The following is a 22,458-nucleotide window of genomic DNA, read 5'->3' as shown; positions in this document are numbered from 1 at the left end:
CCCCCCCCCCCCTCCCGCCCCCACCGCCACTTTTTCTGCCGACATCGCTTTTCTCCCATTCCAGGTCTGACGGACAGCCCGTATGGCGGTCCTTCTTCAGCTTAAACTGTCTCATCTTTAACGGGTTTCCAAGACGAGTTCGAACCAGAAAGGCTTGTCGAGGCATGCAGAAAAATTGATGCTGATGCGTCAGCCCGGGCCGACACCCGTTGGGTGAGCAGACCGGCTATCCGCCGGTGCTTCCTCCCTCTCCTGCAAACCATAGTCACGCATCACATGCGCGATACGCAACCTGTAATCGGAGAAGACGCCAGTCCGGCCGAGCGACTGGGCGGCGCGATGAGGCAGGGTGTTACGCCACGCCTTCACCGCCTCCTCATCACGGAAGAACGACAAGGAGAGCATCTTGTCCGGATTGCCGATGCTCTGAAACCGCTCGACGGAGAGGAAACCGTCGATGGTTTCAAGTTCTGCCCGCAGGCCGGCGGCTATATCCAGATAATGTTGCTTCTCGCCTGCAGCTGGCCAGACCTCAAAAATCACGGCGATCATCGTCCGGCTCCCGCGTGGGGGGCGGATGCGAGGCGCAGAAACAGTCGGTCCTCGCGACGGATGAATTGTTCGCGGCGCGCGAATTCGTAATTTTCCTGCCCGGCCGGATCGGCGGCGAGCTGCGCCCTATAGGCTTCGTAAGCGGCGAGGTTTTCGATGTTGTAGACACCGTAGGCAATGGTGCTCGATCCCTCCTTGGGCGCGTAATAACCGATCAGATCAGCCCCCCAACGCGGGATCGCCTCTCCCCAGTTGCGGGCATAGCGCTCGAAGGCATCGACCTTGAAAGGATCGATCTCGTAGCGGATGAAACAGGTTAGCATCGTTTGTCTCCTCATGTTCTGCCTCTCCCTTCTACGCCATTGCCATGCCTCGATGCTTCGGTTACCATCGAAGCATGAAAGACGGACCCGTGATTGCCAATGTTGCCGCCCTTATCGGCGATCCTGCCCGCGCCAACATCTTGACGGCGCTGATGGACGGGCGCGCGCTGACCGCGAGCGAGCTCGCGGAAGCCGCGGGTGTGACCCTGCAAACTGCCAGCGGGCACCTGTCAAAGCTCTCGGACGCACAATTGCTGAAAGCGGAAAAACAGGGGCGACATCGATATTTCCGCCTCTCCGATGAGGATGTGGCGCAGGTTCTGGAAGCGTTGATGGGGCTTGCCCAACGCACTGGCGCGGTACGTGTGCGCACCGGGCCGAAGGACAAGGCGCTGCGTGAGGCGCGCATCTGCTACGATCATCTGGCCGGGGAAAGCGGCGTGGCACTGCTTGCCGCCATTACGGCAAAGGGGCTCGTGACGTTAGGTGATGATCCTGCCTTAACGGAGAGCGGACGCGACTTCTTCTCGAACTTCGGCATAGACCTTTCGCCGCTCGAAAAGGCCCGCCGCCCGGTCTGCCTGCATTGCCTGGACTGGAGCGAACGCCGGCATCACCTCGGCGGCGGGCTTGGCGCATCGCTTCTTGAAGCGATGCAGCAGCGCGACTGGTTGCGGCGCGGAAATGGCCGTGTACTGACCTTTACTGCCAAGGGTGAAAAGGCGTTCGCCAGCACCTTTGGCTGCACGCCCGCCTGATCTCCCCAGTGTATGATACCCGGTTATTTCAGCCAGCCGGCTATACGCCCAACGGCCTCGGCAATGTCAGACACGGAACCCGCATAAGAAATGCGCAGCGCCCTGTGGCCTTCCTCCGGGTCGAAATCCATGCCTGGTGTCGCTGCCACGTCGATTTCTGCCAGCATACGCTTTGCGAAATCCATGCTGTCATTGGAAAAACGGCTGGTATCGACATAGGCATAAAACGCGCCATCCATGGGGGATGCCAGCGGCAGGCCTATTTCCGGCAGTCGCGCCATCAGGAAATCGCGATTGGTGCGATAGCTCTCCCGATAGACATCCAGTTCCTCCGCCGCCGAAAAGGCTGCGGTCGCCGCAAGCTGCGACAGTTCAGGCGGGGAAATATAAAGGCTCTGGGCCAGACACTCGACCGGACGGACGAGGTTTTCCGGCAAGACCATCCAACCGATGCGCCAGCCCGTCATGCAATAATATTTGGAGAAGGAATTGATGACCACCGCATTGTCGGTGATTTCGAGTGCGCTCGTCTCTTCGCCGACGAAGGTAAGGCCGTGGTAAATCTCATCGGAAATGAAGGCCATGTCGCGGCTTTCGCAATAGGTCGCAAGCCGCTTCAGCGCCTCGCGGCCTGTGACGGTGCCGGTCGGATTGGCCGGGCTTGCCAGCAGAACGCCCTTCAGCTTGCAGCCCGCTTTCGTTTCCGCACGCTCCAGGCTTGCCGGCGTCAGCGTGTAGCCGGTTTCAGCCGTGACCGGCACTTCCACGACGTTGAGGCCGAGAGCCTTCAGGATATTGCGATAGGCCGGATAACCGGGCCTCGCGATCGCGACATGATCGCCCGCGTCGAAAAGGCTGAGAAAGGCAAGATTGAAGGCCGCTGACGAGCCCGTTGTCACGGCGATGCGAGCCGGATCGATCGCGACCTGGTGACGCAACCGGTAATGGCCGGCAATCGCCTCCCGCAGTTCGCGCAGGCCGAGCGCATCGGTATAACCGATCCGCCCATGTTTCAGCGCCTCTTGAGCCGCTGCCAGCGACGCCTTCGGTGCGGGATGGGAGGGCTGGCCGACCGCCATGGAAATGACGGGGCGGCCCGCCTGCCTGCGCCTGTTCGCCTCCGCCAGAATATCCATGGCGTGAAAGGGTTCGACTGCGCTCCGCTTCGACATCGTAATCAAGGGCATGCTCTTTCCTGAACCGTATTTCAGAGACTTGCCGCAGAATCACAATCTTCACAATCATGCGACCATAATGCGGACAAGTATTTTTGCCGTATGGCATTTGGCTTAAAGTAAGGTAATTGCCTTCATAAGATTTCAAGAGGCTCCGGCCGCACAGAATGAGGACCGATATGGCGCATTTTCTCCGTTCCACCCTTCTTGCCAGCGTGACGGCCCTTTCAGCGGTATTCGCCTCCCTGCCCGCGCATGCGCTCGATGAGCAGCAGAAGAAGGAAATGGGCGAGTTCATCAAGCAGTATCTGATCGAGAACCCGGAGATCATGCTTGAGGTTCAGGATGCGCTTGAGCGCAAGCAATATGCGGCGCGCAACGCCAAGGCGGCAGAGGCGGTCGCCGACAACAAAAAGGCGATCTTCGAATCGAAATTCGATCTGGCACTCGGCAATCCCGATGGCGACGTCACACTCGTTGAGTTCTTCGATTACAACTGCGGTTATTGCAAACGCGCCATGGGAGACATGGACAACATCCTGAAGAGCGACAAGAAAATACGCGTCGTGCTCAAGGAATTCCCGATCCTCGGACCGGAATCGGTCGCCGCACATCGGGTCTCCAATGCCGTGAAGCTGCTGGCGCCGGCCAAATATCCGGAGTTCCAGCGCACGCTCCTCGGCGGCCGCGGACGGGCGAATGAGGACAGCGCCATGGAAGTCGCCACCTCGCTAGGCCTCAAGGAAGCCGATATCCGCAAGTCGATGGCGGAAAACCCCAATGATGCGCAGGTGCAGGAAACCTACAAGCTGGCAAACAGCCTCGGCATCACGGGAACGCCGTCTTATATCGTCGGCGACGAGGCGGTTTTCGGCGCCGTCGGTGCCGACCCGCTGAAGGAGAAAATCGCCAATATGCGCAGCTGCGGTAAAGCCACCTGCTCCTGATTGCTAAAAAAGCAAGTGCATTCCCTGTGAGATGCCGGCCTGGCGGCCGGTTTACGGCTTGCAGGGGCTTTTCCTTGGCGGCTGCGCAGTCTATAGGTGTCGCTGATTTTCGTATGGAAACGTGAATGAGCAACATCATCATCGTCATCAACGGCCCCAATCTCAACATGCTGGGAAAAAGGGAACCGGGTATCTATGGTGGCAAGACGCTGAAGGACATCGAGAATGATTGTCTTCAAGCCGGTGCCGATCTCGGTTTCGCAGTGGAATTCCGCCAGTCCAACCACGAAGGCGTGCTCGTGGACTGGTTGCATGAGGCGGGAGAAAGGGCGGCGGGTGTCGTCATCAATCCCGGCGCTTACAGCCACACCTCTATCGCGTTGCACGACGCCATTCGCGCGATTTCCACGCCCGTCGTGGAAGTGCACATTTCCAACATCCACGCCCGGGAAGAGTTCCGCCACAAATCGATGGTCTCACCGGCAGCGAAGGGCATGGTCTGTGGTTTCGGACCATATGGATACGTCATGGCGCTTCACGCGCTGAAAAACATCACGGCATAAAAAGAAACAAAGAATAGGGTTTGTCATGTCTGAAAAGAAACAGGGTATCGACAAGGAACTGATCCGCGAACTCGCGAATATCCTCAACGATACCGACCTTTCGGAAATCGAAGTGGAGCAGGATGACCTGCGCATCCGCGTTTCGCGCGCCGCTCCCGCAGCCACGGTTTATGCCGCAGCACCGCCCGCTTATGCACCGGCGCCCGCAGCAGCGCCCGCCGCGCCGGCAATCGCGGCCCCTGCTGCACCGGCAGCAGCCGCTGCACCGGCACGCAACCCGGCAAACACCGTGTCTTCGCCCATGGTTGGCACAGTCTATCTCTCGCCAGCCCCTGGCGCCCGCCCCTTCATCGAAGTCGGCGCAACCGTCAAGGAAGGCCAGACACTTCTCATCGTCGAGGCCATGAAGACCATGAACCAGATCCCGGCTCCGAAGTCCGGCAAGGTCGTGGAAATCATCGTCAACGACGCACAGCCCGTGGAGTATGGCGAAGCCCTCGTGGTCATCGAATAAAGGCGGTTCAGCATGGTTTCGAAGATCCTCATAGCCAACCGCGGCGAAATTGCGCTGCGCGTCCTGCGCGCCGCCAAGGAGCTTGGCATTCCCACCGTCGCCGTGCATTCCACGGCGGACGCGGACGCCATGCATGTGCGCCTCGCCGACGAAAGCGTATGCATCGGCCCGCCGCCTTCGCGTGACAGCTACCTCAATATCCACCAGATCGTTGCGGCCTGCGAAATAACAGGTGCGGACGCCGTTCACCCCGGCTACGGCTTCCTGTCGGAAAACGCCAAATTTGCCGATATCCTTGACGCGCACGGTATCACCTTCATCGGGCCGACCGCCGAGCATATCCGCATCATGGGCGACAAGATCACCGCCAAGCAGACGGCGCAGGAACTTGGCATTCCCGTGGTTCCCGGCTCCGATGGCGAAGTGAAGCCTGAGAACGCGCTGGAAATCGCACGCACGATCGGCTTTCCGGTCCTCATCAAGGCAACCGCCGGCGGCGGTGGTCGCGGCATGAAGGTGGCGAAGACCGAGGCCGATCTGGAAGAGGCGGTTGCGACTGCCCGCTCCGAAGCGGCAGCAGCATTTGGCAACGACGCCGTCTACATGGAAAAGTACCTCGGCAAGCCACGCCATATCGAAGTGCAGGTGTTCGGCGACGGTGAAGGCAACGCCATTCATCTCGGAGAGCGCGATTGCTCGTTGCAGCGTCGCCACCAGAAGGTGCTGGAAGAAGCCAACTCTCCGGCTCTGACGGTTGAACAGCGCATGAAGATCGGCGAGATTTGCGCGAGCGCCATGCGCAAGCTGAAATATCGCGGTGCCGGCACCATCGAGTTCCTTTATGAAAACGGCGAGTTCTATTTCATCGAAATGAACACGCGTCTGCAGGTGGAGCATCCGGTCACGGAAGCGATTACCGGCATGGATCTCGTGCAGGAACAGATCCGCGTCGCATCGGGTCAGGGCCTCTCGGTCACGCAGGCCGATATCGAATTCCATGGCCACGCCATCGAATGCCGTATCAATGCCGAGGACCCGCGCACCTTCGTTCCCTCGCCTGGCACGCTGACCTATTTCCACACGCCGGGCGGCCTTGGTGTGCGCGTCGATTCGGGCGCCTATCAGGGCTACAAGATCCCGCCCTATTACGACAGCATGATCGGCAAGCTCATCGTTCACGGCCGCGACCGTGACGAATGCATTCGCCGCCTGCGTCGGGCGCTCGACGAATTCGTCGTCGACGGCATCAAGACCACGCTGCCGCTTTTCCAGGATCTTCTTCAGAATGAGGATATCCTGAAGGGCGATTATGATATTCACTGGCTGGAAAAATATCTGGCCGGTGACGCGTCTCACTAAGACGATATGGCTGGGCGGCGCAGCAGAAATAACGACATAACGGTCGATATCCTGCTGCGCGCCTATTCCGCCGGCCTGTTTCCGATGGCCGATTCGGCTGACGATCCCGAGCTTTTCTGGGTCGAGCCGGAGGTGCGCGGTATCATCCCGCTCAATTCCTTCCACATTTCCAAAAGCCTCGCCAAAGCGATGCGCAAGAAGCCATTCGACATACGCTTCAACACCGCTTTCGAGGCTGTCATGGCGGGCTGCGCCGCAGAGGCGCCGGACAGGCCAAGTACCTGGATCAACGCCACCATTCGCAAGCTTTATAGCGAACTGCATCAGATCGGCCATGCCCATAGCGTCGAGGCCTGGGAAGGCAAGGAGCTTGTCGGCGGACTCTACGGCGTTTCGCTGGGAGCGGCATTCTTCGGCGAAAGCATGTTCTCCCGTCGCACCAATGCATCGAAGATTTGCCTCGTGCATCTGGTGGAGAGATTAAAAGCAAGTGGCTTCGTGCTGCTCGACACTCAATTCACGACGGAGCATTTGAAAACGTTCGGCGCCATCGATGTGCCGAAGCTTGAATATGCGAAAATGCTCGACGTCGCCGTCAATCGGCCGAGTCTGCAATTCTAGACGTTACCTTGGGTTATTTGCTTGCCGTAGAGGGAGCAGGCACTTCCGAGTCCTGTTTGCAACCCGTCAGCCATACGTCATAGATCGGGTGTTCCACGGCGTTGAGGCCGGGGCTGTCGGCGAACATCCAGCCGGTGAAGATGCGACGGATTTTACGGTCGAGGGTGATTTCATCCACTTCGACAAATGCGTCGATCTTCTGCGCTTCCGTCTGGTCGCGCGAATAACAGACCTTCGGCGTGACCTGAAGCGCGCCGAACTGCACCGTCTCATCGATATAGACATCGAAGGACGTGATGCGGCCCGTGATCTTGTCGATGCCGGAAAAGACTGCAACACGGTTTTCAAGCCGGGCGGCGGAGACGGGCGAAATGAGGAAGGCAGCAGAAACCGCCGCGAACAGCGTCACCGTCAGCGCACGCAAAGAACGGTCCCGCGTGATTTTCCTCATACGATGTGTCTCCAAAATTTGCCTGTGTCGGGACGCCGACCGGATCAACGCCTAAGGGCGGAATGTGGCAAAAACCGGTGAGGCCGGATGCATGCGCGGCGTTTTGCACAACACCGCGCATCGCGATAGCTCAGTTGCCGGGTGTCCAGGCGTCGTAGTCGCCGGTCACACGCGGGCGCTCCCCGGCCACAGCCAGCGAGCCCTGAGGGCGATAGGCCTTGTACGAGCCTGTGAGGTTTGGCTGATGCGGCTTCTGCCACTCGCGCGCAACGTAGCTTTCCTGGCTCGGCGGAACGTCGGTGCGATAGTGCATCCAGCCATGCCAGCCGGGCGGAATGGCAGAGGCCTCAGCGTAGCCGTTATAGATCACCCAGCGGCGCGGCATGCCCCAGGAGGTGGTGCCGCCTTCGTAATAGGTGTTGCCCAGCTCGTCCTGTCCTACCTTCTTGCCGAAACGCCAGGTGTGAAACCGCGTTCCGATCGTCTGGCCATTCCACCAGGTGAAGATTTGCGTCAGGAGAGTCTTCATTCTACGTTCCTCGGGCTTGAATGCGCCGCAGCGATTTTCCGTGCACGGCACAAGACATGCTTATGCCGCCCCTCACGCCAATTGTCCAGCATTTCAAGATATATCAGTGCTATTTCAGCTTCATCCTGAAGCCAAGATGCCGCTTCTCGAAACCCAGCCGCTCGTAGAAGCGGTGCGCGTCCAGCCGGGCCATGTTGGAGGTGAGCTGCGCGGCTTTCAGGCCCTGACGGCGGGCTTCATCAAGACAATAATTGATCATTACCGCGCCGATGCCGCGACCGCGCATGTCGGCCCGTGTCTGCACCGCTTCGATGACCATAGACCTGGCCCCTTGCCCGACGAGCTTGGTGAGGATCGCCGTCTGAAAGGTGCCGACCACCTCGCCATCCAGTTCGGCGACGTAAAGCGTTTCGCTCGGCGACGCCTCGATCGCCCGGAAGGCGGCAAGATAATCGGGCTGTGCCGATTCGTCCGCCGTATCGCCGTGGCCGCCGATCTCGTCAGCGGCAAAAATGGCGGCGAGCGCCGGCAGATCGTCTTCACGGGCCGTTCGAATTATCAGATTTTCCAGGGTCGCGTTCATCGGGTCAGGCTCTTTTCCATCACGATGCCGGGCAGCCCCTCGATACCCGCCATGCGCTCGATTCGATCCACCTCGACAAATCCGACGCCTTCATAGAAGTTGATTGCGACAGTATTTTTGGGCTCAACCTCAAGCCGCATGATTTCCGCGTCGGGAAAACAGGTTTCTAGCTCCGCGAAGAGATCGCGGCCGACACCCTGCCGCTGTAAATCGGGCGCCACGTAAAGCTGGTGCAGCAGCGCCGTCTTCGCCATCTTGGTCGACATGGAGCCGTAAGCCATGCCGCCGATCCGCTTGCCGTCATCGGCGACAAGGAACTCGCCGCCTTTCTTTTCGACGCGGTCTTTCATAGCCTGCGGCGAATGCCAGGCTGCGATCAGCTGGTTGACCTTATCCGCGCCGTAGATTGCGTCATAGGTCGCGTGCCATGTCGTCGCGAGCAGCGCCCGGACTGGCTCGATGTCACGCAGGCTGGCTGTGCGGATGAAAAACATGATCTGGCTCCGTCTTGAAACAGAAATGCCGGGCGTTGATCCCGGCTGAAGTGATGTCAGTCGCCCTTACTGAACGTCATCCTCTGGTTTGCCCCGAGGATCTAAACGCGGTGAATCTTGTGTGGCTCGTTAGATCCTCGGGGCAAGCCCGAGGATGACGAAGGAGAGGTCTACAGTCTCCCTCAACCTTTTCTGAGGGCCGCTCCGACCCACAGTTCCTATTCGTCTTCGATACCGAGCTTCGCTTTCACCAGCGCCTGCACCGCCTGCGGGTTGGCTTTGCCGCCCGTCGCCTTCATGACCTGGCCGACGAACCAGCCGGCGAGCGTCGGCTTCGCCTTGACCTTCTCGACCTGATCCGGGTTGGCGGCGATGATCTCGTCAACGGCCTTTTCGATGGCGCCGGTGTCGGTCACCTGCTTCATGCCGCGGGCTTCAACGATCTCGGCCGGATTACCGCCCTCGTTCCAGACGATTTCAAACAGATCTTTGGCGATCTTGCCAGAGATGGTCTCGGCCTTGATCAGATCGATGATGCCGCCGAGCTGTTCGGGCGACACCGGCGTCGTCTCGATGTCCTTGCCGGACTTGTTCAGCGCGCCGAGCAGGTCGTTGATGACCCAGTTGGCGGCAGCCTTTGGATCGCGTCCGGCGGCGACGGCTTCGTAATAATCGGCAATCGCCTTTTCTGAGACCAGAATCGAGGCGTCATAAACCGACAGGCCGAGATCAGCCACGAAACGGGCCTTTTTGTCATCAGGCAGTTCCGGCAGATCGACCTTCAGTGCCTCGACGAAGGCATCGTCAAATTCGAGCGGCAGCAGGTCCGGATCGGGGAAATAGCGATAATCATGCGCATCTTCCTTGGAGCGCATGGAGCGCGTCTCGCCCTTGCCGGGATCGAACAGGCGGGTTTCCTGATCGATGACGCCGCCATCTTCCAGAATGGCGATCTGGCGACGCGCCTCATATTCAATCGCCTGGCCGACGAAGCGGATGGAGTTGACGTTCTTGATCTCGCAGCGCGTGCCGAAGCCTTCGCCCGGACGGCGTACGGAGACGTTGACGTCGGCGCGCATGGAGCCTTCGTCCATGTTGCCGTCGCAGGTGCCGAGGTAACGCACGATGGAGCGCAGCTTGGTGAGATAGGCCTTCGCCTCATCCGACGAGCGCATGTCCGGCTTGGAAACGATTTCCATCAGCGCCACGCCAGAACGGTTGAGGTCCACGAAGGACATGGTCGGGTGCTGGTCATGCATCGACTTGCCGGCGTCCTGCTCCAGATGCAGGCGCTCGATGCCAATCTCGATATCCTCGAAATTGCCCTGGCGGTCGGGACCAAGCGAAATGGTGATGGTGCCTTCACCGACGATCGGATCCTTGAACTGCGAAATCTGGTAGCCCTGCGGCAAATCCGGATAGAAGTAGTTCTTGCGGTCGAAAATCGAGCGGTTGTTGATCTTTGCCTTGAGGCCGAGACCGGTGCGCACCGCCTGCTTCACGCATTCCTCGTTGATAACGGGCAGCATGCCTGGCATGGCGGCATCGACCAGCGACACGTTGGAATTCGGCGCGTTGCCGAAAGTGGTGGAGGCGCCGGAGAACAGCTTGGAATTGGACAGAACCTGCGCATGCACCTCCATGCCGATCACGATTTCCCAATCGCCGGTGGCGCCGGGAATGAAGCGTTTCGGGTCGGGGGTGCGCACGTCTACAAGGGTCATCTCAAGCTCACGATATACGGGTTCTTTGGCCTTGGTGGGTAGAACAAATGAAGCGCTGGCGCAAGACATCTTGCACCCCGTCGCGCGACGGCCGGAATTTTCGAAGACATCGGATACGCGTTTTTTACCCTTATAGGTTTCAATTCACGCCATGCAAACGATCGCTCTCTGCTTTCTGGCTTATATCGCCTTCAATCTCTTCGTCTTTCTTGTCTATTGGTGGGACAAGGAAGCGGCGAGGAATGGCGGATGGCGTATCCGGGAAAGCACGCTGCTTTTGCTCGCGCTCGTGGGTGGCAGTGCGGGCGCGATCTCGGCGCAAAGGTTGCTGCGGCACAAAACCCGCAAGGAACCGTTTCGCAGCAAGCTGATATCGATCGTCATCTTGCAGGCGGGCCTCGTCGCATCGCTCCTTATCACGCCGGACTGGCCGATGCGGCTGATGGCCACTCTACAAACCCTGTTTTAGAACGCCGGCCCGTAAAGACCACTCTCGACCTCAGCCAGTTGCTTCTGCAGGCCCACCGATTGCACCTCGCGGTCCAGCTTCGGCGCATAGGAAACCGAGAGCCAGCGAATGCTATAGCCATGGTAGCGGAAGAAGGCGACGGCCGGTTCATTCTGGGCATGGGTTTCAAGCCGTATGGTCTCGAAGCCCTTTTCCTCTATCAGTCGTTCGATGTCGCCCAGCAGGCGGCTGCCGACGCCCCTCCGCTGAAACTCCGGATCGATCCAGAAGTCGGAAATCGCCTCGTCAAAATGCTCCCGTGCGGCCCAACCCGCAACCGCGCCGCTGAATTCCGCCACGCGAATTGCAAGCCAGGACGAGCGGGTGAAATTGGAAAAGGCGCTCGCCGCATTGTCGTAAAGCGTCGGTGTGATGCCGAGAGCCGCGGTTGCCTGCCGCCACGCCCTGAGGCCGATGGCCGCCAGAACCTCCGCTTCCTGCTCATACGCGTTGCGAATGACGATCAAGCCGCGCCCTCCTTGGCCGTTTGAAGTAAACCATTGCGGGTGCGATTCGACCAGCGTGGTTTTCCCGCTCCCTGCGGGACTTGACCGCGCCGGTTTGGCCCATTACCCAAAAGGAGCAAGAACGGAGTTTTTATGTTCGCTCAATCGGAGTCCCGGTAAAGGCCCTGCCCGCAATTTTCTTGCGCGCCGGGCCAAATGAAACCGAGCCGGATGCCCTAACGGCACCCGGGTTTGCTTTCACGCGTCTAGAAGACGCCGACCGGACTTCCAACAATGGACATTTCCCGCGCCGAACAGCGCATTCTTCACCTGCTCGCCCAGGGCGGCAGAATTGAACTCGTTCGAGACGACGCCCGCAAAATTGAAAAACTTTCGCTCTTTACGCGCGAAGGATGGATTTTCAGCGGCCTCGACCTTCTCACCTTCCGCAAGCTGAAACGGAAGCGAGCCATCGCCTCCTCCGGTGGCAAGCCCTACCGCATTACCACGCGCGGGCTGGAACTTGTGAGGGGTGAGCTGGACAACCGATAAACCGACCGGGCGGCGGCAATGCAGTCGCCCGGCATTTCGCGACGCGGCAGCGACGGTGTAACAAGTTAAGAGAGCTTTTGCTCCAGCTTCACCTTCTCAAGTTCGACTTTCATGATGTCGGACCATTCCATGCCGCGCCAGACGATCTGAAAGCCGCAACGCTGGTAAAGGCCTATGGCGGCGCGATTTCTCGCATGGGTGTCGATGGTGGCAAGCGGCAGGCCCGCAGCCCGCATCCTGTCGAGAAAGTGGAGGATCAGCGCTTTGCCAATCCCCTTGCCCTGCCAGGTAGGGTCCACCCACAGATCGGAAATATGATGAGGCTTGGCATCGCAAGCGCCCCAACCGACGACAACACCGTCGATTTCGGCCACGACGACATCACCGGTCGGAGACTTGGCGAAGCTTTCGAATTCGTCCCTCACCCGCTCGATGACATGGGAATCGAGATAGGCGGCGTCGAAGGCTTCACCGGCACGCCATGCGGCAAAACCGACAAAGCCGACCGCATCGCGATCAGCTTCGTTCATCTGTCTGAGCTTGAGACTGCTTACCACCACTTGGCAGGCGTGAACTTGCCCGCTGCCTGCTCGATGGCGTGGGCCGTCTTGAACAGCGTTTCTTCTTCGAACGGCTTGCCGATGAGCTGCAGGCCAAGCGGCAGGCCCTTGCCATCAAGACCGGCAGGCACCGAAAGGCCGGGAAGACCGGCCATGTTGACGGTGATGGTGAAGACGTCCTGCAGGTACATCTTGACGGGATCGGAGGCGAGCTCCTCATCACCGACCGCGAAGGCGGAAGACGGCGTGATCGGCGCCAGAATGGCGTCCACACCCTCGTGGAAGACGTTTTCGAAGTCGCGCTTGATGAGCGTGCGGACCTTCTGCGCCTTGAGATAATAGGCGTCGTAATAACCGGCCGAAAGTACATAGGTGCCGACCATGATGCGACGCTGCACTTCCTTGCCGAAACCGGCGGCGCGGCTCTTTTCGTACATGTCGGCAATGTCCTTGCCGTCGACGCGCAGGCCGTAGCGGACGCCGTCATAACGGGCAAGGTTGGACGAGGCCTCTGCCGGTGCGACGATGTAATAGGCGGGAAGCGCATATTTGGTGTGCGGCAGCGAGATGTCGACCACCTCTGCACCGGCGTCGCGCAGCCATTCGACGCCCTTGGCCCAGAGCTTTTCGATTTCGTCAGGCATGCCGTCAACGCGGTATTCGCGGGGGATACCGATCTTCAGGCCCTTGAGCGATTGACCGATGGCCTTTTCGTAATCCGGCACAGGAAGGTCAACCGAGGTCGTGTCCTTGGCGTCGACGCTTGCCATGGTCTTCAGCAGGATGGCCGCGTCGCGCACGTCGCGGGCAATCGGGCCAGCCTGATCGAGCGACGAGGCGTAAGCGACGATGCCGAAGCGCGAGCAGCGGCCGTAAGTGGGCTTGATGCCGACGGTGCCGGTGAAAGCCGCCGGCTGGCGGATGGAACCGCCGGTATCGGTTGCGGTGGCGCCGGCGCAAAGATGCGCGGCAACGGCTGCGGCCGAACCGCCCGAGGAGCCGCCAGGCACCAGCTTCTGCTCGGAACCATTGGCGCGCCACGGGTTGATGGCCGGGCCGTACCAGGAGCTTTCATTGGACGAGCCCATGGCGAATTCGTCCATGTTGAGCTTGCCGAGCATGACGGCGCCCTGATCCCAGAGGTTCTGGGTGACGGTGGATTCGTATTTCGGCTTGAAGCCATCGAGGATGTGCGAGCAGGCCTGGGTATGAATGTCACGCGTTGCGAAAAGGTCCTTCACGCCGAGCGGAATACCTTCCAGCTCACCCGCGGAACCGGCAGCAATACGGCCGTCGGAGGCTTTCGCCATCTCACGCGCCTTTTCGGGCGTCGTCGCCACATAGGCGTTCAGCGCACCGTTGGCGGTGTCGATGGCGGAGAGATAGGCGTCGGTGAGCTCAAGGGCGGAAAATTCTTTCGCCTTCAGCTTCTCGCGGGCTTCGGCAATGGTCAGGCTCGTCAGGTCGGTCATGGTCGGCAACGGCTTTCGAAAATCTCGGAAAAATCGGGCGGCAAGATGGATCGATTACTCGACCACTTTCGGCACCATGAAGAAATTGCGATCGGTCGCGGGCGCGTTGGCGACGATGTCGTCCGCCTTGTCGCCATCGGTCACCTCGTCGGCGCGCTTCTTCATCGCCACCGGCGTCACCGACGTCATCGGCTCGACGCCATCCACATTCACTTCCGAAAGCTGCTCCACGAAACCGAGTATGCCATTCAGCTGGCCGAGCATGTTCTGTGCTTCGTCTTCAGTGACAGCGATACGGGCAAGGCGCGCAACACGCTTTACGGTGGCGAGATCGACGGACATGGTTTTACTCCGATGGGATATTTCCCATTCGCTATAATGACCATGTCCGTCCTTCGCAACGGTAGAAAGCATGTCGCGGCTAACTCGGCGGCGGTTTTGCGCTCACGACATGCGGCGTTGACGCTTAGAAGGACAGGACGTCGCCCGCCCTGGGTGTATGGACGCGCGCTTCGGCGCCTTCCATTCCGGCCACGAATTTCTCCGGCGTCTGGTCGATTATCGGGAAGGAGCCGTAATGGCAGGGAAGCACGTGCTGGAACTTGAAGAAGCGCTGGCAGGCAAGCGCCGCCACAGCTCCGCCCATGGTAAAGCGGTCACCGATCGGCACGAGACCGATATCAGGCTGATGCAGTTCATTGATGAGCTTCATGTCGGAGAAGATATCCGTATCGCCCATATGGTAGACGGCCGGACCGTCCTCGAAATGCAGCATCAGGCCGTTGGCATTGCCGAGCGAATGGGAAACGCCGTCCTCGGTGATCTGGGCGGAGGAATGCAGCGCATTGGTGAAGGTAACCGAGAAACCGTCAAAATGAACGGTGCCGCCGGTATTGCCCATATCGACCTTCGCAACACCCTTGGCGGAAAGCCACGCGGCTAGATCGGCATTCGCCAGCACGGTCGCACCCGTCTCGCGGGCAAGCTGCACGGTATCTCCGACATGGTCGCCATGGCCGTGGGTCAGCAGAATATGGGTGACGCCTTCGGCTGCAGACTTGCCATCCTGCCCTGCAAAACCGGGGTTGCCGGTGAAAAACGGATCGATGAGAATCTTCGCGCTGCCGTTTTCCAGACGGAAGGCGGAATGGCCGAGCCAGGTGATTTTCATGGGAAGTTCTCCTTTGTATTGCCGGTATAATATGACATAGGACGGCCGGAACAACCGCACTACCTGTATTTAAGAGGGGCGACAATGGCCGCTGACAATGACGATTATGTGTACGACGAAGCGACCGGCGAATGGCGCCCTGCTTCCGAACTGGCCGCAGAAGCGGCACGCGCGAAGGAAGTGCGCGATGCAGCAGGCAATGTGCTCGCGGATGGCGATTCCGTGACCTTGATCAAGGATCTGAAAGTCAAGGGCACCAGCACCGTCATCAAGCAGGGCACGGTCATCAAATCGATCCGGCTGACCGATAATCCGGAAGAAATCGATTGCAGGCATGATGCGGTGAAGGGTCTGGTGCTGCGCACCGAATTCGTCCGCAAGCGATAAGGACAGCACGCGACATGGCAACACTCACCATCGAGGAACTGGCGGCAACGCTTCAGCCCGCGCAGGCAATTGCCGGCCTCGACCTTGGTACGAAAACCATCGGGCTCGCCATGTCGGATCTGTCGCGGCGTTTTGCGACACCGCGCCCCGTTATCAAGCGCGTGAAATTCACGCTGGATGCGGAAGTGCTGCTGGCCTTCGCTGAAAAGGAAAAGGTCGCCGCCTTCATTATCGGCCTGCCGATGAACATGGACGGCTCCGCCGGGCCCCGCGTGCAGGCAACCCGCGCCTTCGTGCGCACCATGGGCGAAAAAACCGCACTGCCCTTCGTTTACTGGGATGAGCGGCTTTCGACCGTTGCGGCAGAGCGCGCGCTTCTCGAAATGGATGTGTCTCGCGCCAAGCGGGCCGAACGCATCGATTCGGCGGCGGCGAGTTTCATTCTTCAGGGTGCGCTGGACAGGCTTTCCGCACTCACCCGCGCGGCCGACTGACGGCCCTGCCACCAGGCGTAAATCTGCCTGCGCTTGCGGAAACCGAGAATCGCAAAGACGATCAGGCTGTCGACCGCAATGGCACGCGCCACAAGCGGCGGCAGGCTTTCCGGCGGAAGTCCGAGAATATTCCCGTATATCTCGAAGACGAGATCGTGGGTCTGACGTGTGAGCATGTAGAAGCCGAAGCTCATGTCGTAATAGGAAAGCCAGTACCAGCTGCCCAGCAGCGCGACAGGACCGGCCCACAGGATCAGAAACCACTTCATGCCGCCTGCCCCCGCACAAACAGTGTATCGGGGATGCCAGCAAGCACCGCCCAGCGCGCCACGGCCATCAGGCAGAGGTTCAGCGCCGGCACGTCGATATCCAACGGCAGCATAGCAAAAAACGTCATCATGACGCCCAAAGCTGTCCAGCGGCTCACTTGCGGCTCCCTTATGCGCAATCATTGCGCATGGTTAACATTTCGTTAATCCACACTGGACCGGCCGCGATGGAGAGGCAAATGAAAGCTGTGATTATGGTTAACGGCGGGCGGCCGGCATGTGGAAAACAACGTGACCGGCTGAACGGACGGACGGGCCGAGCGGTTGCTGGCCCGGTAAGAACATGGCTGATTTTTCTTTAATGCCCAGCGTCCAGCGCGGCTGCCTGGGCCCGTGTCTGAGACCGGTTCAGCCGTAAACGCCCCGCACCAGCCTTTTTACGGCAGTGGCGATCTTGTCCCAGTCCCGATCCGATTTGAGCGCAACACCGGCAAACTGGCCGCTGGTGGCGGCGGAAATCACGAGGTGCTGGATGGCGGCGAACAGCACGGCATTGACGGCGGCGGTATCAACACCCTTCGGCGCCGCCAGCGAACCGCGCATGCGCTCCAGCCATTTGCCAAGCGACTTGGCACGGGCTTCCGCCAGCTGGCGCACCTGCGGCGAGCCGTCGGAAACTTCCCAGGCGATGATCTTGCAGACAAGAGGGTCGCTGCGCAGCGCATCCATGAAGTAGAGCGCCAGCTTTTCCATCAGATCACCATAGGTCAAAAGGAACATGCCGCCGGTATCTTCCGGAATGCGATCCTTCACCCAAGACCCGAGATCCTCACCGATCGCCTCAATCAGACCATCGAGGCCGCCGAAATAACGGTAGATCAGCTGCTTGTCGCAGCCGGCACGGCGAGCAACGGCATTGATCCCGAAGCCCTGAAATCCCTCTTCGGCAAGCAGCGACCGCGCCGCATTAAAAATCGCCTTCTCGGTCTGAGCGCGATCCTTGATGCGCTTTTCCGGTCTGTCGGCTGAAATCGCCTCTGCGGTCGCCAGCATGATTCCCTACCCGTTTTCTGAAAGCCTGACTACACGGGTTAACAAAGCATGAAGGCAAGGACAATGTGATGGGAAGATTGGACGGAAGGTTCCTGTGGATGACGTGGCGGGGCCAACAATATCGCCCCGCATTCTCAGCGTGAGCCGCTCACTCCAACCCCATGCCAAACCACACGCTGCCGGGGGTTTCGTGGCTGTCCAGACGCTTGAAACCTCGGGTTTCCCAGAAACGCATTCCGGCCAGGTTGCGTTCGCTGGCGCCGAGATGGATGCCGTAGACGTTGTTCTGTCGGGCCATATCCAGCCAGCGCGACAGGAGCCGGGTGCCGCCGCCCTTACCCTGCGTGCGTGGCAAAAGGTTCATGTGTATGTGGGCGGGGAACGGGTCGGTGAGCCAGGCCGGGGTGCGGCGTGGGTGATGAATGAAATGGGCGCGGCGCTGGTCGGCGTCCCATGTCTGCTGGTCGCCCCCAGGATCGGCATAGATGGCGCGCAGATGCGGCCACCATTCCCGCTCCAGTCGCTCTTCATGCAGGGCCGTATCGAGCGCGCCGACGATGTAACCGCAGACGCCTTCCTCATCCTCGGCAACGAATACAGCATCCGGCCACAGATGCAGATAGGGCACGGAATAGATATGCCCCACCATGCGGCCATCGTTGTAAAGTGGCGTGGCATCCTGCCCGGCATCGCCGGTGGCGAGGCTTATGGCATAGAGCGCGTCCTCATCCTCGGAACGAGCGGAGCGAAAAGTCAGCATCGGCCGCCATCCTCCATTGCCGCGCCTCGATGTGCGAAGCTATCGTGATAGACAAGAATACGTCCTAGGCCATTGCTGTTTTTCAAATCCGAGACCCCTCCCGCCGGAACTGTAAAACCTTCATCCGCATCCATCGCTCAAGCTGCAGGCGGATAAAGAAGATCGATTATATAAGTCGGATCGAAGCGGGAATCGAGCATGCCGTAAGTATGCCGCCAGCCACCGGCAAGCCGGGTTTCGAGGAAGGCATCGGCAATCTTGCCGGCGCCGAGGCGGCAAAGCTCGGCGGCAGCGGCCGCAAGCGCGAACTGCTCCACCAAAAGGCGAGCCGCACCCTCGTCACGTTCGGCGAGTGCGATTGCGGCGCGCAGGACGTCCGTTGTCTTCTTGCCAGCAGGTCCGAGATCACGCTCCAGCGTCTGGAAGACGAGATCGAACAGGTCCTTGCCGCGCTGGAGAACCCGCAGGACATCCAGCGCCATGACGTTGCCGGAGCCTTCCCAGATGGCATTGACGGGCGCTTCGCGATAGTGGCGGGCAATCGGCCGCTCTTCCACGTAACCATTGCCGCCAAGGCATTCCATGGCTTCGTAGATGAGCGCCGGCGCAATCTTGCAGCACCAGTATTTCACGATCGGCGTCATCACCCGCGCATAGGCGGCCTCGGCCGGATTGTTGCGGGCGGCATCAAAAGCACTCGCCAACCTAAAGGACAAGGCGGTCGCCGCAGCGACGTCCAGCGCCATGTCGGCAAGCACGCGCGTCATGATCGGCTGGGTGACCAGCATCTTGCCGAAAACGGAGCGACCGCGGGCGTAGTGCACGGCTTCGGCAAGCGAGGCGCGCATCATGCCGGCCGACGCCAGCGCGCAATCGAGCCGCGTCAGCGTCACCATGTCGAGAATGGTGCGGATGCCGCTGCCGGGATCGCCGAGCAGATAACCGAAGGCATCGGTGAATTCGACTTCGGCGGATGCATTGGATCGATTGCCCAGCTTGTCCTTCAAACGCTGGAAGTGCAGGCCATTTTTCGAACCGTCCTCGAGATAACGCGGCACGAGGAAACAGCCCATGCCGTCACCCATCTGGGCCAGCATGACGAAACCGTCGCTCATCGGCGCAGACAGGAACCATTTGTGGCCTGAGAGACGGTAGATGCCCTCGCCCACCCGCTCTGCCGTGGTGCGGTTGGCGCGCACATCAGTGCCGCCCTGCTTTTCCGTCATGCCCATGCCGATGGTGACGGCAGTTTTCTGCAAGGCCGGCTTCTGTGCGGAATCATATTTGCGCGAGAGGATTTTCGGCGCCCACTCCTTCTGCACACGCGGAGACGCCATGATGGCGGCAACGGAAGCGCTGGTCATGGTCAGCGGGCAGAGATGACCGGCTTCCAGCTGCGAGGTCAGGTAGAACTTCGTCGCGCGGGCCTTGTGCTCGTTACCGCGCGTGTCGGGCGAGTTTTCCCACACGCTGGAATGCAGGCCCGAGGACATGGAACGGCGCATCAGCGCGTGCCATGCCGGGTGGAATTCCACCTGGTCCAGACGCTCGCCCCGCGGGCCGTGGGTGTGCAGCTGCGGCACGCCCTGGTTCGCCATACGCGCCAGTTCCTGCGCCTCATGCGAGGTGACATAGCGGCCGATCTGATCGAACTCGTCCCTCAGATTGCGTGACAGGCCGGAGGTCAGATCGACGATCAGCGGATCGGAACGATAGGCGTTGATACCGGACCAGAGGCTGGGCTGGTTCAGTTCGGCGAGCTGTTCTTCTGTCCGGTTCATGCCTGTCATTCGCATCCTTCTATCGGGATTCGTGCTTTATTGCGTGTATATGCCAAAACCCGGCTTATCGCATGCTTGCCCGCAACGCCACCTGTCTTTATAGACCCGTTGACTATTGCGACCCGGAGGACAATTTCCATGGTCTTTTTTCCCCATCGCCATCTCCTCGGCATCAAGGGGCTTTCCCATCAGGATATTACCCTGCTTCTCGACAAGGCTGATGAGGCGGTGAAAATCAGCCGCCAGCGCGAGAAAAAGACCTCGACGCTTCGGGGCCTGACACAGATCAATCTCTTCTTCGAAGCTTCGACGCGGACGCAATCCTCCTTCGAACTTGCCGGAAAGAGGCTTGGCGCAGATGTGATGAATATGTCGGTCGGCAATTCCTCGGTGAAGAAAGGCGAAACGCTGATTGACACGGCGATGACGCTGAATGCCATGCGCCCGGATGTGCTTGTCGTGCGCCACTCCTCGGCCGGTGCCGCAGCGCTTCTCGCCCAAAAGGTCGCCTGCTCCGTGGTCAATGCCGGCGACGGCCAGCACGAGCACCCGACGCAGGCGCTGCTCGACGCGCTGACCATCCGCCGCGCCAAGGGCGAGCTTTCAGGTATCACCGTAGCGATCTGCGGCGACGTACTGCACTCGCGCGTTGCCCGCTCCAATATCATCCTTCTCAACCAGATGGGCGCGCGGGTTCGTGTCGTCGCCCCGGCCACGCTTCTTCCTTCGGGCATTCGCGACATGAGCGTGGAAGTCTTTCACGACATGAAGGAAGGGTTGAAGAATGCCGATGTGGTGATGATGCTGCGCCTCCAGCGTGAGCGCATGTCCGGCTCCTTCGTTCCTTCAGTGCGCGAATATTTCCATTATTACGGTCTGGATGCCGAAAAGCTGAAGGCGGCCAAGGAAGATGCGCTTGTCATGCATCCCGGCCCGATGAACCGCGGCGTGGAAATCGCCTCCGAAGTGGCCGATGGCCCGCAGAGCGTCATCGAAAGCCAGGTTGAAATGGGGGTCGCCGTGCGCATGGCCGTCATGGAAACCCTGCTTGTCTCGCAAAATCAGGGTGAGCGCGTATGAGTGCCGTTACCGTTCTCAAGAACCTCCGCATCGTCGATCCCTCCCGTAATCTCGACGAGAACGGCAGCATCGTCATCGGCGCCGATGGTACCATTCTTGCTTCAGGAAAAGACGCTCACAATCAGGGTGCGCCCGACGGTGCGACGGTGCGCGACTGCAAGGGTGTCGTGGCCGTTCCGGGTCTGGTGGATGCCCGCGTCTTCGTGGGTGAACCCGGTGCCGAACACCGCGAAACCATCGAATCCGCATCGCGTGCGGCAGCGGCCGGCGGCGTCACCAGCATCATCATGATGCCTGATACGGATCCCGTGATTGATGACATCGCCCTTGTCGAATATGTGAAGAAGACGGCGCGTGACAAGGCAATCGTCAATGTGCATCCGGCAGCCGCCCTGACCAAGGGTCTGCGGGGCGAGGAAATGACCGAATTCGGCATGCTGAAGGAAGCCGGTGCGGTGGCCTTCACCAACGGCCGCAAGGCGCTGTCCGATACGCTGGTGCTGCGCCGCGCCATGACCTATGCCCGTGAACTCGGCGCTGTCATCGCGCTCGAAACCCGCGACAAATATATCGGCGGCGGCGACATGAACGAGGGGCTTTTCGCGAGCTGGCTCGGCCTGTCAGGCGTTCCCAAGGAAGCCGAGATCATTCCGCTGGAGCGTGACCTGCGCATTGCCGGCCTGACGCAGGCGATCTACCACGCCGCCAAGATTTCCGTGCCGGAATCGGCAGAGGTGATCCGGGTTGCGCGGCAGCGGGGCGTGAAGGCCACCTGCGGCATCTCGATCAATCACCTGACGCTCAATGAAAACGATATCGGCGAATATCGCACTTTCTTCAAGCTCTCCCCGCCGCTGCGCGCCGAAGACGACCGCAAGGCAATGGTGGAAGCGCTGAAGGACGGCACGATCGATATCATCGTCTCTTCGCACGACCCGCAGGATGTCGATACCAAGCGCCTGCCGTTTTCGGATGCTGCGAGCGGTGCGGTCGGGCTCGAAACCATGCTGGCGGCGGCGCTGCGCCTCCACCACAGTGGTGAAGTTCCGCTGATGCGGCTTATCGATGCGCTCTCCACCCGCCCGGCCAAGATTTTCGGTCTCGATGCAGGAACGCTGAAAGCGGGTGCCAAGGCCGATATCACCCTGATCGACCTCGACGAACCGTGGCTCGTGGCCAAGGAACAGCTGGTCTCGAAATCCAAGAACACGCCGTTCGAGGATGCCCGGTTCAGCGGTCGCGCCATCGCCACTTATGTGGCTGGCAAAGCCGTTCATTCCTTGGCATAAGATCATCAACAGATCACGCGGCAGGCGGGACAGAGGGGACATT

Annotated in this window: 30 protein-coding genes; 12 read left to right on the top strand and 18 right to left on the bottom strand. The window is 60.0% G+C overall.

Features of this window, described 5'->3' with window-relative positions; genetic code table 11:
* Window positions 1-189 precede the first annotated feature (189 nt).
* Entirely contained in the window at window positions 190-552 is a 363-nt protein-coding gene (locus DOU54_RS19450; RefSeq protein WP_113381064.1) for an antibiotic biosynthesis monooxygenase family protein, read from the bottom strand.
* Entirely contained in the window at window positions 549-875 is a 327-nt protein-coding gene (locus DOU54_RS19445) for an NIPSNAP family protein (RefSeq protein ID WP_113731738.1), read from the bottom strand. Before DOU54_RS19445 ends, DOU54_RS19450 begins: the two co-directional genes overlap by 4 nt.
* A 74-nt stretch (window positions 876-949) precedes the next feature.
* On the opposite strand from DOU54_RS19445, the gene DOU54_RS19440 reads away from it, so the two are divergent.
* A complete protein-coding gene (locus DOU54_RS19440; protein ID WP_113381062.1) occupies window positions 950-1,633 on the top strand; it encodes an ArsR/SmtB family transcription factor in 684 nt (227 codons plus the stop codon).
* Window positions 1,634-1,656: 23 nt separating this feature from the next.
* Here the strand turns inward: DOU54_RS19440 and DOU54_RS19435 are convergent, their stop codons facing one another.
* Entirely contained in the window at window positions 1,657-2,814 is a 1,158-nt protein-coding gene (locus DOU54_RS19435; RefSeq protein ID WP_006698022.1) for a pyridoxal phosphate-dependent aminotransferase, read from the bottom strand.
* Window positions 2,815-2,987: 173 nt separating this feature from the next.
* Here DOU54_RS19435 and DOU54_RS19430 point away from each other — a divergent pair, with 173 nt between their 5' ends.
* The 5 genes from DOU54_RS19430 to aat all read left to right on the top strand — a co-directional run bounded on the left by DOU54_RS19430 (window position 2,988) and on the right by aat (window position 6,812).
* On the top strand, window positions 2,988-3,755 hold the full coding sequence (locus DOU54_RS19430; RefSeq protein ID WP_004441433.1) for a DsbA family protein: 768 nt from the start codon (window positions 2,988-2,990) through the stop codon (window positions 3,753-3,755).
* A gap of 125 nt (window positions 3,756-3,880) precedes the next feature.
* Window positions 3,881-4,318 (top strand): type II 3-dehydroquinate dehydratase, encoded by a 438-nt coding sequence (gene aroQ, locus DOU54_RS19425; RefSeq protein ID WP_004441429.1) that lies wholly within the window; start codon window positions 3,881-3,883, stop codon window positions 4,316-4,318.
* 25 nt (window positions 4,319-4,343) lie between these two features.
* Window positions 4,344-4,832: an acetyl-CoA carboxylase biotin carboxyl carrier protein gene (accB, locus tag DOU54_RS19420; RefSeq protein ID WP_004441427.1), complete on the top strand. Its 489-nt coding sequence runs from the start codon at window positions 4,344-4,346 to the stop codon at window positions 4,830-4,832.
* Between the two features lie 12 nt (window positions 4,833-4,844).
* Window positions 4,845-6,191, top strand: a complete 1,347-nt coding sequence (gene accC / locus DOU54_RS19415) for an acetyl-CoA carboxylase biotin carboxylase subunit (protein ID WP_004441425.1) — start codon at window positions 4,845-4,847, stop codon at window positions 6,189-6,191.
* Between the two features lie 6 nt (window positions 6,192-6,197).
* Complete coding sequence (gene aat / locus DOU54_RS19410; protein ID WP_004441420.1) at window positions 6,198-6,812, top strand: leucyl/phenylalanyl-tRNA--protein transferase; 615 nt, start codon at window positions 6,198-6,200, stop codon at window positions 6,810-6,812.
* A 13-nt stretch (window positions 6,813-6,825) separates the two neighbouring features.
* On the opposite strand, the gene DOU54_RS19405 is transcribed toward aat, so the two are convergent.
* The 5 genes from DOU54_RS19405 to gatB form a co-directional block, all read right to left on the bottom strand.
* Window positions 6,826-7,263 (bottom strand): DUF2155 domain-containing protein, encoded by a 438-nt coding sequence (locus DOU54_RS19405; protein ID WP_004441417.1) that lies wholly within the window; start codon window positions 7,261-7,263, stop codon window positions 6,826-6,828.
* 130 nt (window positions 7,264-7,393) lie between these two features.
* Entirely contained in the window at window positions 7,394-7,792 is a 399-nt protein-coding gene (locus tag DOU54_RS19400; RefSeq protein ID WP_112554923.1) for an NADH:ubiquinone oxidoreductase subunit NDUFA12, read from the bottom strand.
* A gap of 109 nt (window positions 7,793-7,901) precedes the next feature.
* Window positions 7,902-8,375 (bottom strand): GNAT family N-acetyltransferase, encoded by a 474-nt coding sequence (locus DOU54_RS19395; RefSeq protein WP_113381061.1) that lies wholly within the window; start codon window positions 8,373-8,375, stop codon window positions 7,902-7,904.
* Window positions 8,372-8,869: a GNAT family N-acetyltransferase gene (locus tag DOU54_RS19390; protein WP_022556054.1), complete on the bottom strand. Its 498-nt coding sequence runs from the start codon at window positions 8,867-8,869 to the stop codon at window positions 8,372-8,374. The genes DOU54_RS19395 and DOU54_RS19390 overlap by 4 nt, the downstream gene beginning before the upstream one ends.
* Before the next feature lie 218 nt (window positions 8,870-9,087).
* Complete coding sequence (gene gatB / locus DOU54_RS19385) at window positions 9,088-10,593, bottom strand: Asp-tRNA(Asn)/Glu-tRNA(Gln) amidotransferase subunit GatB (RefSeq protein ID WP_004441410.1); 1,506 nt, start codon at window positions 10,591-10,593, stop codon at window positions 9,088-9,090.
* Between the two features lie 151 nt (window positions 10,594-10,744).
* Between gatB and DOU54_RS19380 the strand changes: the two genes are divergently transcribed.
* Window positions 10,745-11,062, top strand: a complete 318-nt coding sequence (locus tag DOU54_RS19380; protein ID WP_072494911.1) for a DUF1294 domain-containing protein — start codon at window positions 10,745-10,747, stop codon at window positions 11,060-11,062.
* Here the strand turns inward: DOU54_RS19380 and DOU54_RS19375 are convergent.
* Window positions 11,059-11,568, bottom strand: coding sequence for a GNAT family N-acetyltransferase (locus DOU54_RS19375; RefSeq protein WP_037089100.1), 510 nt, complete (start codon window positions 11,566-11,568; stop codon window positions 11,059-11,061). The two genes, DOU54_RS19380 and DOU54_RS19375, sit on opposite strands and share 4 nt — an antisense overlap.
* Window positions 11,569-11,841: 273 nt before the next feature.
* On the opposite strand from DOU54_RS19375, the gene DOU54_RS19370 reads away from it, so the two are divergent.
* A complete protein-coding gene (locus DOU54_RS19370) occupies window positions 11,842-12,099 on the top strand; it encodes a YjhX family toxin (RefSeq protein ID WP_006698014.1) in 258 nt (85 codons plus the stop codon).
* A 65-nt stretch (window positions 12,100-12,164) separates the two neighbouring features.
* On the opposite strand, the gene DOU54_RS19365 is transcribed toward DOU54_RS19370, so the two are convergent.
* From DOU54_RS19365 to DOU54_RS19350, 4 genes are all read right to left on the bottom strand, one after another.
* Window positions 12,165-12,659, bottom strand: coding sequence for a GNAT family N-acetyltransferase (locus tag DOU54_RS19365; protein ID WP_272936967.1), 495 nt, complete (start codon window positions 12,657-12,659; stop codon window positions 12,165-12,167).
* Window positions 12,650-14,131 carry an Asp-tRNA(Asn)/Glu-tRNA(Gln) amidotransferase subunit GatA gene (gene gatA / locus DOU54_RS19360; protein ID WP_004441402.1) on the bottom strand — a complete coding sequence of 494 codons (1,482 nt, stop codon included), beginning with the start codon at window positions 14,129-14,131 and terminating at the stop codon, window positions 12,650-12,652. The genes DOU54_RS19365 and gatA overlap by 10 nt, the downstream gene beginning before the upstream one ends.
* Before the next feature lie 54 nt (window positions 14,132-14,185).
* A complete protein-coding gene (gene gatC / locus DOU54_RS19355) occupies window positions 14,186-14,473 on the bottom strand; it encodes an Asp-tRNA(Asn)/Glu-tRNA(Gln) amidotransferase subunit GatC (protein ID WP_004441400.1) in 288 nt (95 codons plus the stop codon).
* A 124-nt stretch (window positions 14,474-14,597) separates the two neighbouring features.
* The gene (locus DOU54_RS19350) at window positions 14,598-15,302 is read right to left on the bottom strand and encodes a metal-dependent hydrolase (RefSeq protein WP_004441396.1); all 705 of its coding nucleotides are present in this window, start codon (window positions 15,300-15,302) and stop codon (window positions 14,598-14,600) included.
* An 84-nt stretch (window positions 15,303-15,386) separates the two neighbouring features.
* Here DOU54_RS19350 and DOU54_RS19345 point away from each other — a divergent pair, with 84 nt between their 5' ends.
* Entirely contained in the window at window positions 15,387-15,689 is a 303-nt protein-coding gene (locus DOU54_RS19345) for a zinc ribbon domain-containing protein YjdM (RefSeq protein WP_022556051.1), read from the top strand.
* A 14-nt stretch (window positions 15,690-15,703) separates the two neighbouring features.
* Window positions 15,704-16,183 (top strand): Holliday junction resolvase RuvX, encoded by a 480-nt coding sequence (ruvX, locus tag DOU54_RS19340; RefSeq protein WP_006698011.1) that lies wholly within the window; start codon window positions 15,704-15,706, stop codon window positions 16,181-16,183.
* On the opposite strand, the gene DOU54_RS19335 is transcribed toward ruvX, so the two are convergent.
* From DOU54_RS19335 to DOU54_RS19320, 5 genes are all read right to left on the bottom strand, one after another.
* A complete protein-coding gene (locus tag DOU54_RS19335; RefSeq protein WP_004441389.1) occupies window positions 16,135-16,452 on the bottom strand; it encodes a DUF6105 family protein in 318 nt (105 codons plus the stop codon). The genes ruvX and DOU54_RS19335 overlap by 49 nt on opposite strands.
* Window positions 16,449-16,610, bottom strand: a complete 162-nt coding sequence (locus DOU54_RS27545) for a hypothetical protein (protein ID WP_004441388.1) — start codon at window positions 16,608-16,610, stop codon at window positions 16,449-16,451. The genes DOU54_RS19335 and DOU54_RS27545 overlap by 4 nt, the downstream gene beginning before the upstream one ends.
* A 250-nt stretch (window positions 16,611-16,860) precedes the next feature.
* Window positions 16,861-17,505 (bottom strand): TetR/AcrR family transcriptional regulator, encoded by a 645-nt coding sequence (locus DOU54_RS19330; RefSeq protein WP_004441386.1) that lies wholly within the window; start codon window positions 17,503-17,505, stop codon window positions 16,861-16,863.
* Window positions 17,506-17,653: 148 nt separating this feature from the next.
* Window positions 17,654-18,265 carry a GNAT family N-acetyltransferase gene (locus DOU54_RS19325; protein ID WP_004441384.1) on the bottom strand — a complete coding sequence of 204 codons (612 nt, stop codon included), beginning with the start codon at window positions 18,263-18,265 and terminating at the stop codon, window positions 17,654-17,656.
* Window positions 18,266-18,402: 137 nt separating this feature from the next.
* Entirely contained in the window at window positions 18,403-20,055 is a 1,653-nt protein-coding gene (locus DOU54_RS19320; protein ID WP_004441382.1) for an acyl-CoA dehydrogenase family protein, read from the bottom strand.
* A 129-nt stretch (window positions 20,056-20,184) separates the two neighbouring features.
* Here DOU54_RS19320 and DOU54_RS19315 point away from each other — a divergent pair, with 129 nt between their 5' ends.
* Together DOU54_RS19315 and DOU54_RS19310 are read left to right on the top strand one after the other, a co-directional pair.
* Entirely contained in the window at window positions 20,185-21,126 is a 942-nt protein-coding gene (locus DOU54_RS19315) for an aspartate carbamoyltransferase catalytic subunit (protein ID WP_003502441.1), read from the top strand.
* A complete protein-coding gene (locus tag DOU54_RS19310; RefSeq protein WP_113381059.1) occupies window positions 21,123-22,415 on the top strand; it encodes a dihydroorotase in 1,293 nt (430 codons plus the stop codon). The genes DOU54_RS19315 and DOU54_RS19310 overlap by 4 nt, the downstream gene beginning before the upstream one ends.
* The last annotated feature ends 43 nt before the right edge of the window (window positions 22,416-22,458 follow it).

This window comes from Agrobacterium sp. MS2 (assembly GCF_003261015.1).
Taxonomy (GTDB): Bacteria; Pseudomonadota; Alphaproteobacteria; order Rhizobiales; family Rhizobiaceae; genus Agrobacterium; species Agrobacterium pusense.
This window is presented reverse-complemented; position numbering and strand designations above follow the sequence as displayed.

Excerpts from the sequence above, each read along its gene's own strand:
- DOU54_RS19370 (WP_006698014.1), top strand. The coding sequence starts at position 11,842 with ATGGACATTTCCCGCGCCGAACAGCGCATTCTTCACCTGCTCGCCCAG.
- accC (WP_004441425.1), top strand. The coding sequence starts at position 4,845 with ATGGTTTCGAAGATCCTCATAGCCAACCGCGGCGAAATTGCGCTGCGC.
- gatC (WP_004441400.1), bottom strand. The coding sequence starts at position 14,473 with ATGTCCGTCGATCTCGCCACCGTAAAGCGTGTTGCGCGCCTTGCCCGT.
- aroQ (WP_004441429.1), top strand. The coding sequence starts at position 3,881 with ATGAGCAACATCATCATCGTCATCAACGGCCCCAATCTCAACATGCTG.
- DOU54_RS19320 (WP_004441382.1), bottom strand. The coding sequence starts at position 20,055 with ATGACAGGCATGAACCGGACAGAAGAACAGCTCGCCGAACTGAACCAG.
- DOU54_RS19400 (WP_112554923.1), bottom strand. The coding sequence starts at position 7,792 with ATGAAGACTCTCCTGACGCAAATCTTCACCTGGTGGAATGGCCAGACG.
- ruvX (WP_006698011.1), top strand. The coding sequence starts at position 15,704 with ATGGCAACACTCACCATCGAGGAACTGGCGGCAACGCTTCAGCCCGCG.
- DOU54_RS19395 (WP_113381061.1), bottom strand. The coding sequence starts at position 8,375 with ATGAACGCGACCCTGGAAAATCTGATAATTCGAACGGCCCGTGAAGAC.
- DOU54_RS19310 (WP_113381059.1), top strand. The coding sequence starts at position 21,123 with ATGAGTGCCGTTACCGTTCTCAAGAACCTCCGCATCGTCGATCCCTCC.
- DOU54_RS19450 (WP_113381064.1), bottom strand. The coding sequence starts at position 552 with ATGATCGCCGTGATTTTTGAGGTCTGGCCAGCTGCAGGCGAGAAGCAA.
- gatA (WP_004441402.1), bottom strand. The coding sequence starts at position 14,131 with ATGACCGACCTGACGAGCCTGACCATTGCCGAAGCCCGCGAGAAGCTG.
- DOU54_RS19390 (WP_022556054.1), bottom strand. The coding sequence starts at position 8,869 with ATGTTTTTCATCCGCACAGCCAGCCTGCGTGACATCGAGCCAGTCCGG.
- DOU54_RS19315 (WP_003502441.1), top strand. The coding sequence starts at position 20,185 with ATGGTCTTTTTTCCCCATCGCCATCTCCTCGGCATCAAGGGGCTTTCC.
- DOU54_RS19335 (WP_004441389.1), bottom strand. The coding sequence starts at position 16,452 with ATGAAGTGGTTTCTGATCCTGTGGGCCGGTCCTGTCGCGCTGCTGGGC.
- accB (WP_004441427.1), top strand. The coding sequence starts at position 4,344 with ATGTCTGAAAAGAAACAGGGTATCGACAAGGAACTGATCCGCGAACTC.
- DOU54_RS19345 (WP_022556051.1), top strand. The coding sequence starts at position 15,387 with ATGGCCGCTGACAATGACGATTATGTGTACGACGAAGCGACCGGCGAA.
- DOU54_RS19405 (WP_004441417.1), bottom strand. The coding sequence starts at position 7,263 with ATGAGGAAAATCACGCGGGACCGTTCTTTGCGTGCGCTGACGGTGACG.
- DOU54_RS19430 (WP_004441433.1), top strand. The coding sequence starts at position 2,988 with ATGGCGCATTTTCTCCGTTCCACCCTTCTTGCCAGCGTGACGGCCCTT.
- DOU54_RS19350 (WP_004441396.1), bottom strand. The coding sequence starts at position 15,302 with ATGAAAATCACCTGGCTCGGCCATTCCGCCTTCCGTCTGGAAAACGGC.
- gatB (WP_004441410.1), bottom strand. The coding sequence starts at position 10,593 with ATGACCCTTGTAGACGTGCGCACCCCCGACCCGAAACGCTTCATTCCC.
- DOU54_RS19445 (WP_113731738.1), bottom strand. The coding sequence starts at position 875 with ATGCTAACCTGTTTCATCCGCTACGAGATCGATCCTTTCAAGGTCGAT.
- DOU54_RS19325 (WP_004441384.1), bottom strand. The coding sequence starts at position 18,265 with ATGCTGACTTTTCGCTCCGCTCGTTCCGAGGATGAGGACGCGCTCTAT.
- DOU54_RS19330 (WP_004441386.1), bottom strand. The coding sequence starts at position 17,505 with ATGCTGGCGACCGCAGAGGCGATTTCAGCCGACAGACCGGAAAAGCGC.
- DOU54_RS19380 (WP_072494911.1), top strand. The coding sequence starts at position 10,745 with ATGCAAACGATCGCTCTCTGCTTTCTGGCTTATATCGCCTTCAATCTC.
- DOU54_RS19440 (WP_113381062.1), top strand. The coding sequence starts at position 950 with ATGAAAGACGGACCCGTGATTGCCAATGTTGCCGCCCTTATCGGCGAT.
- aat (WP_004441420.1), top strand. The coding sequence starts at position 6,198 with ATGGCTGGGCGGCGCAGCAGAAATAACGACATAACGGTCGATATCCTG.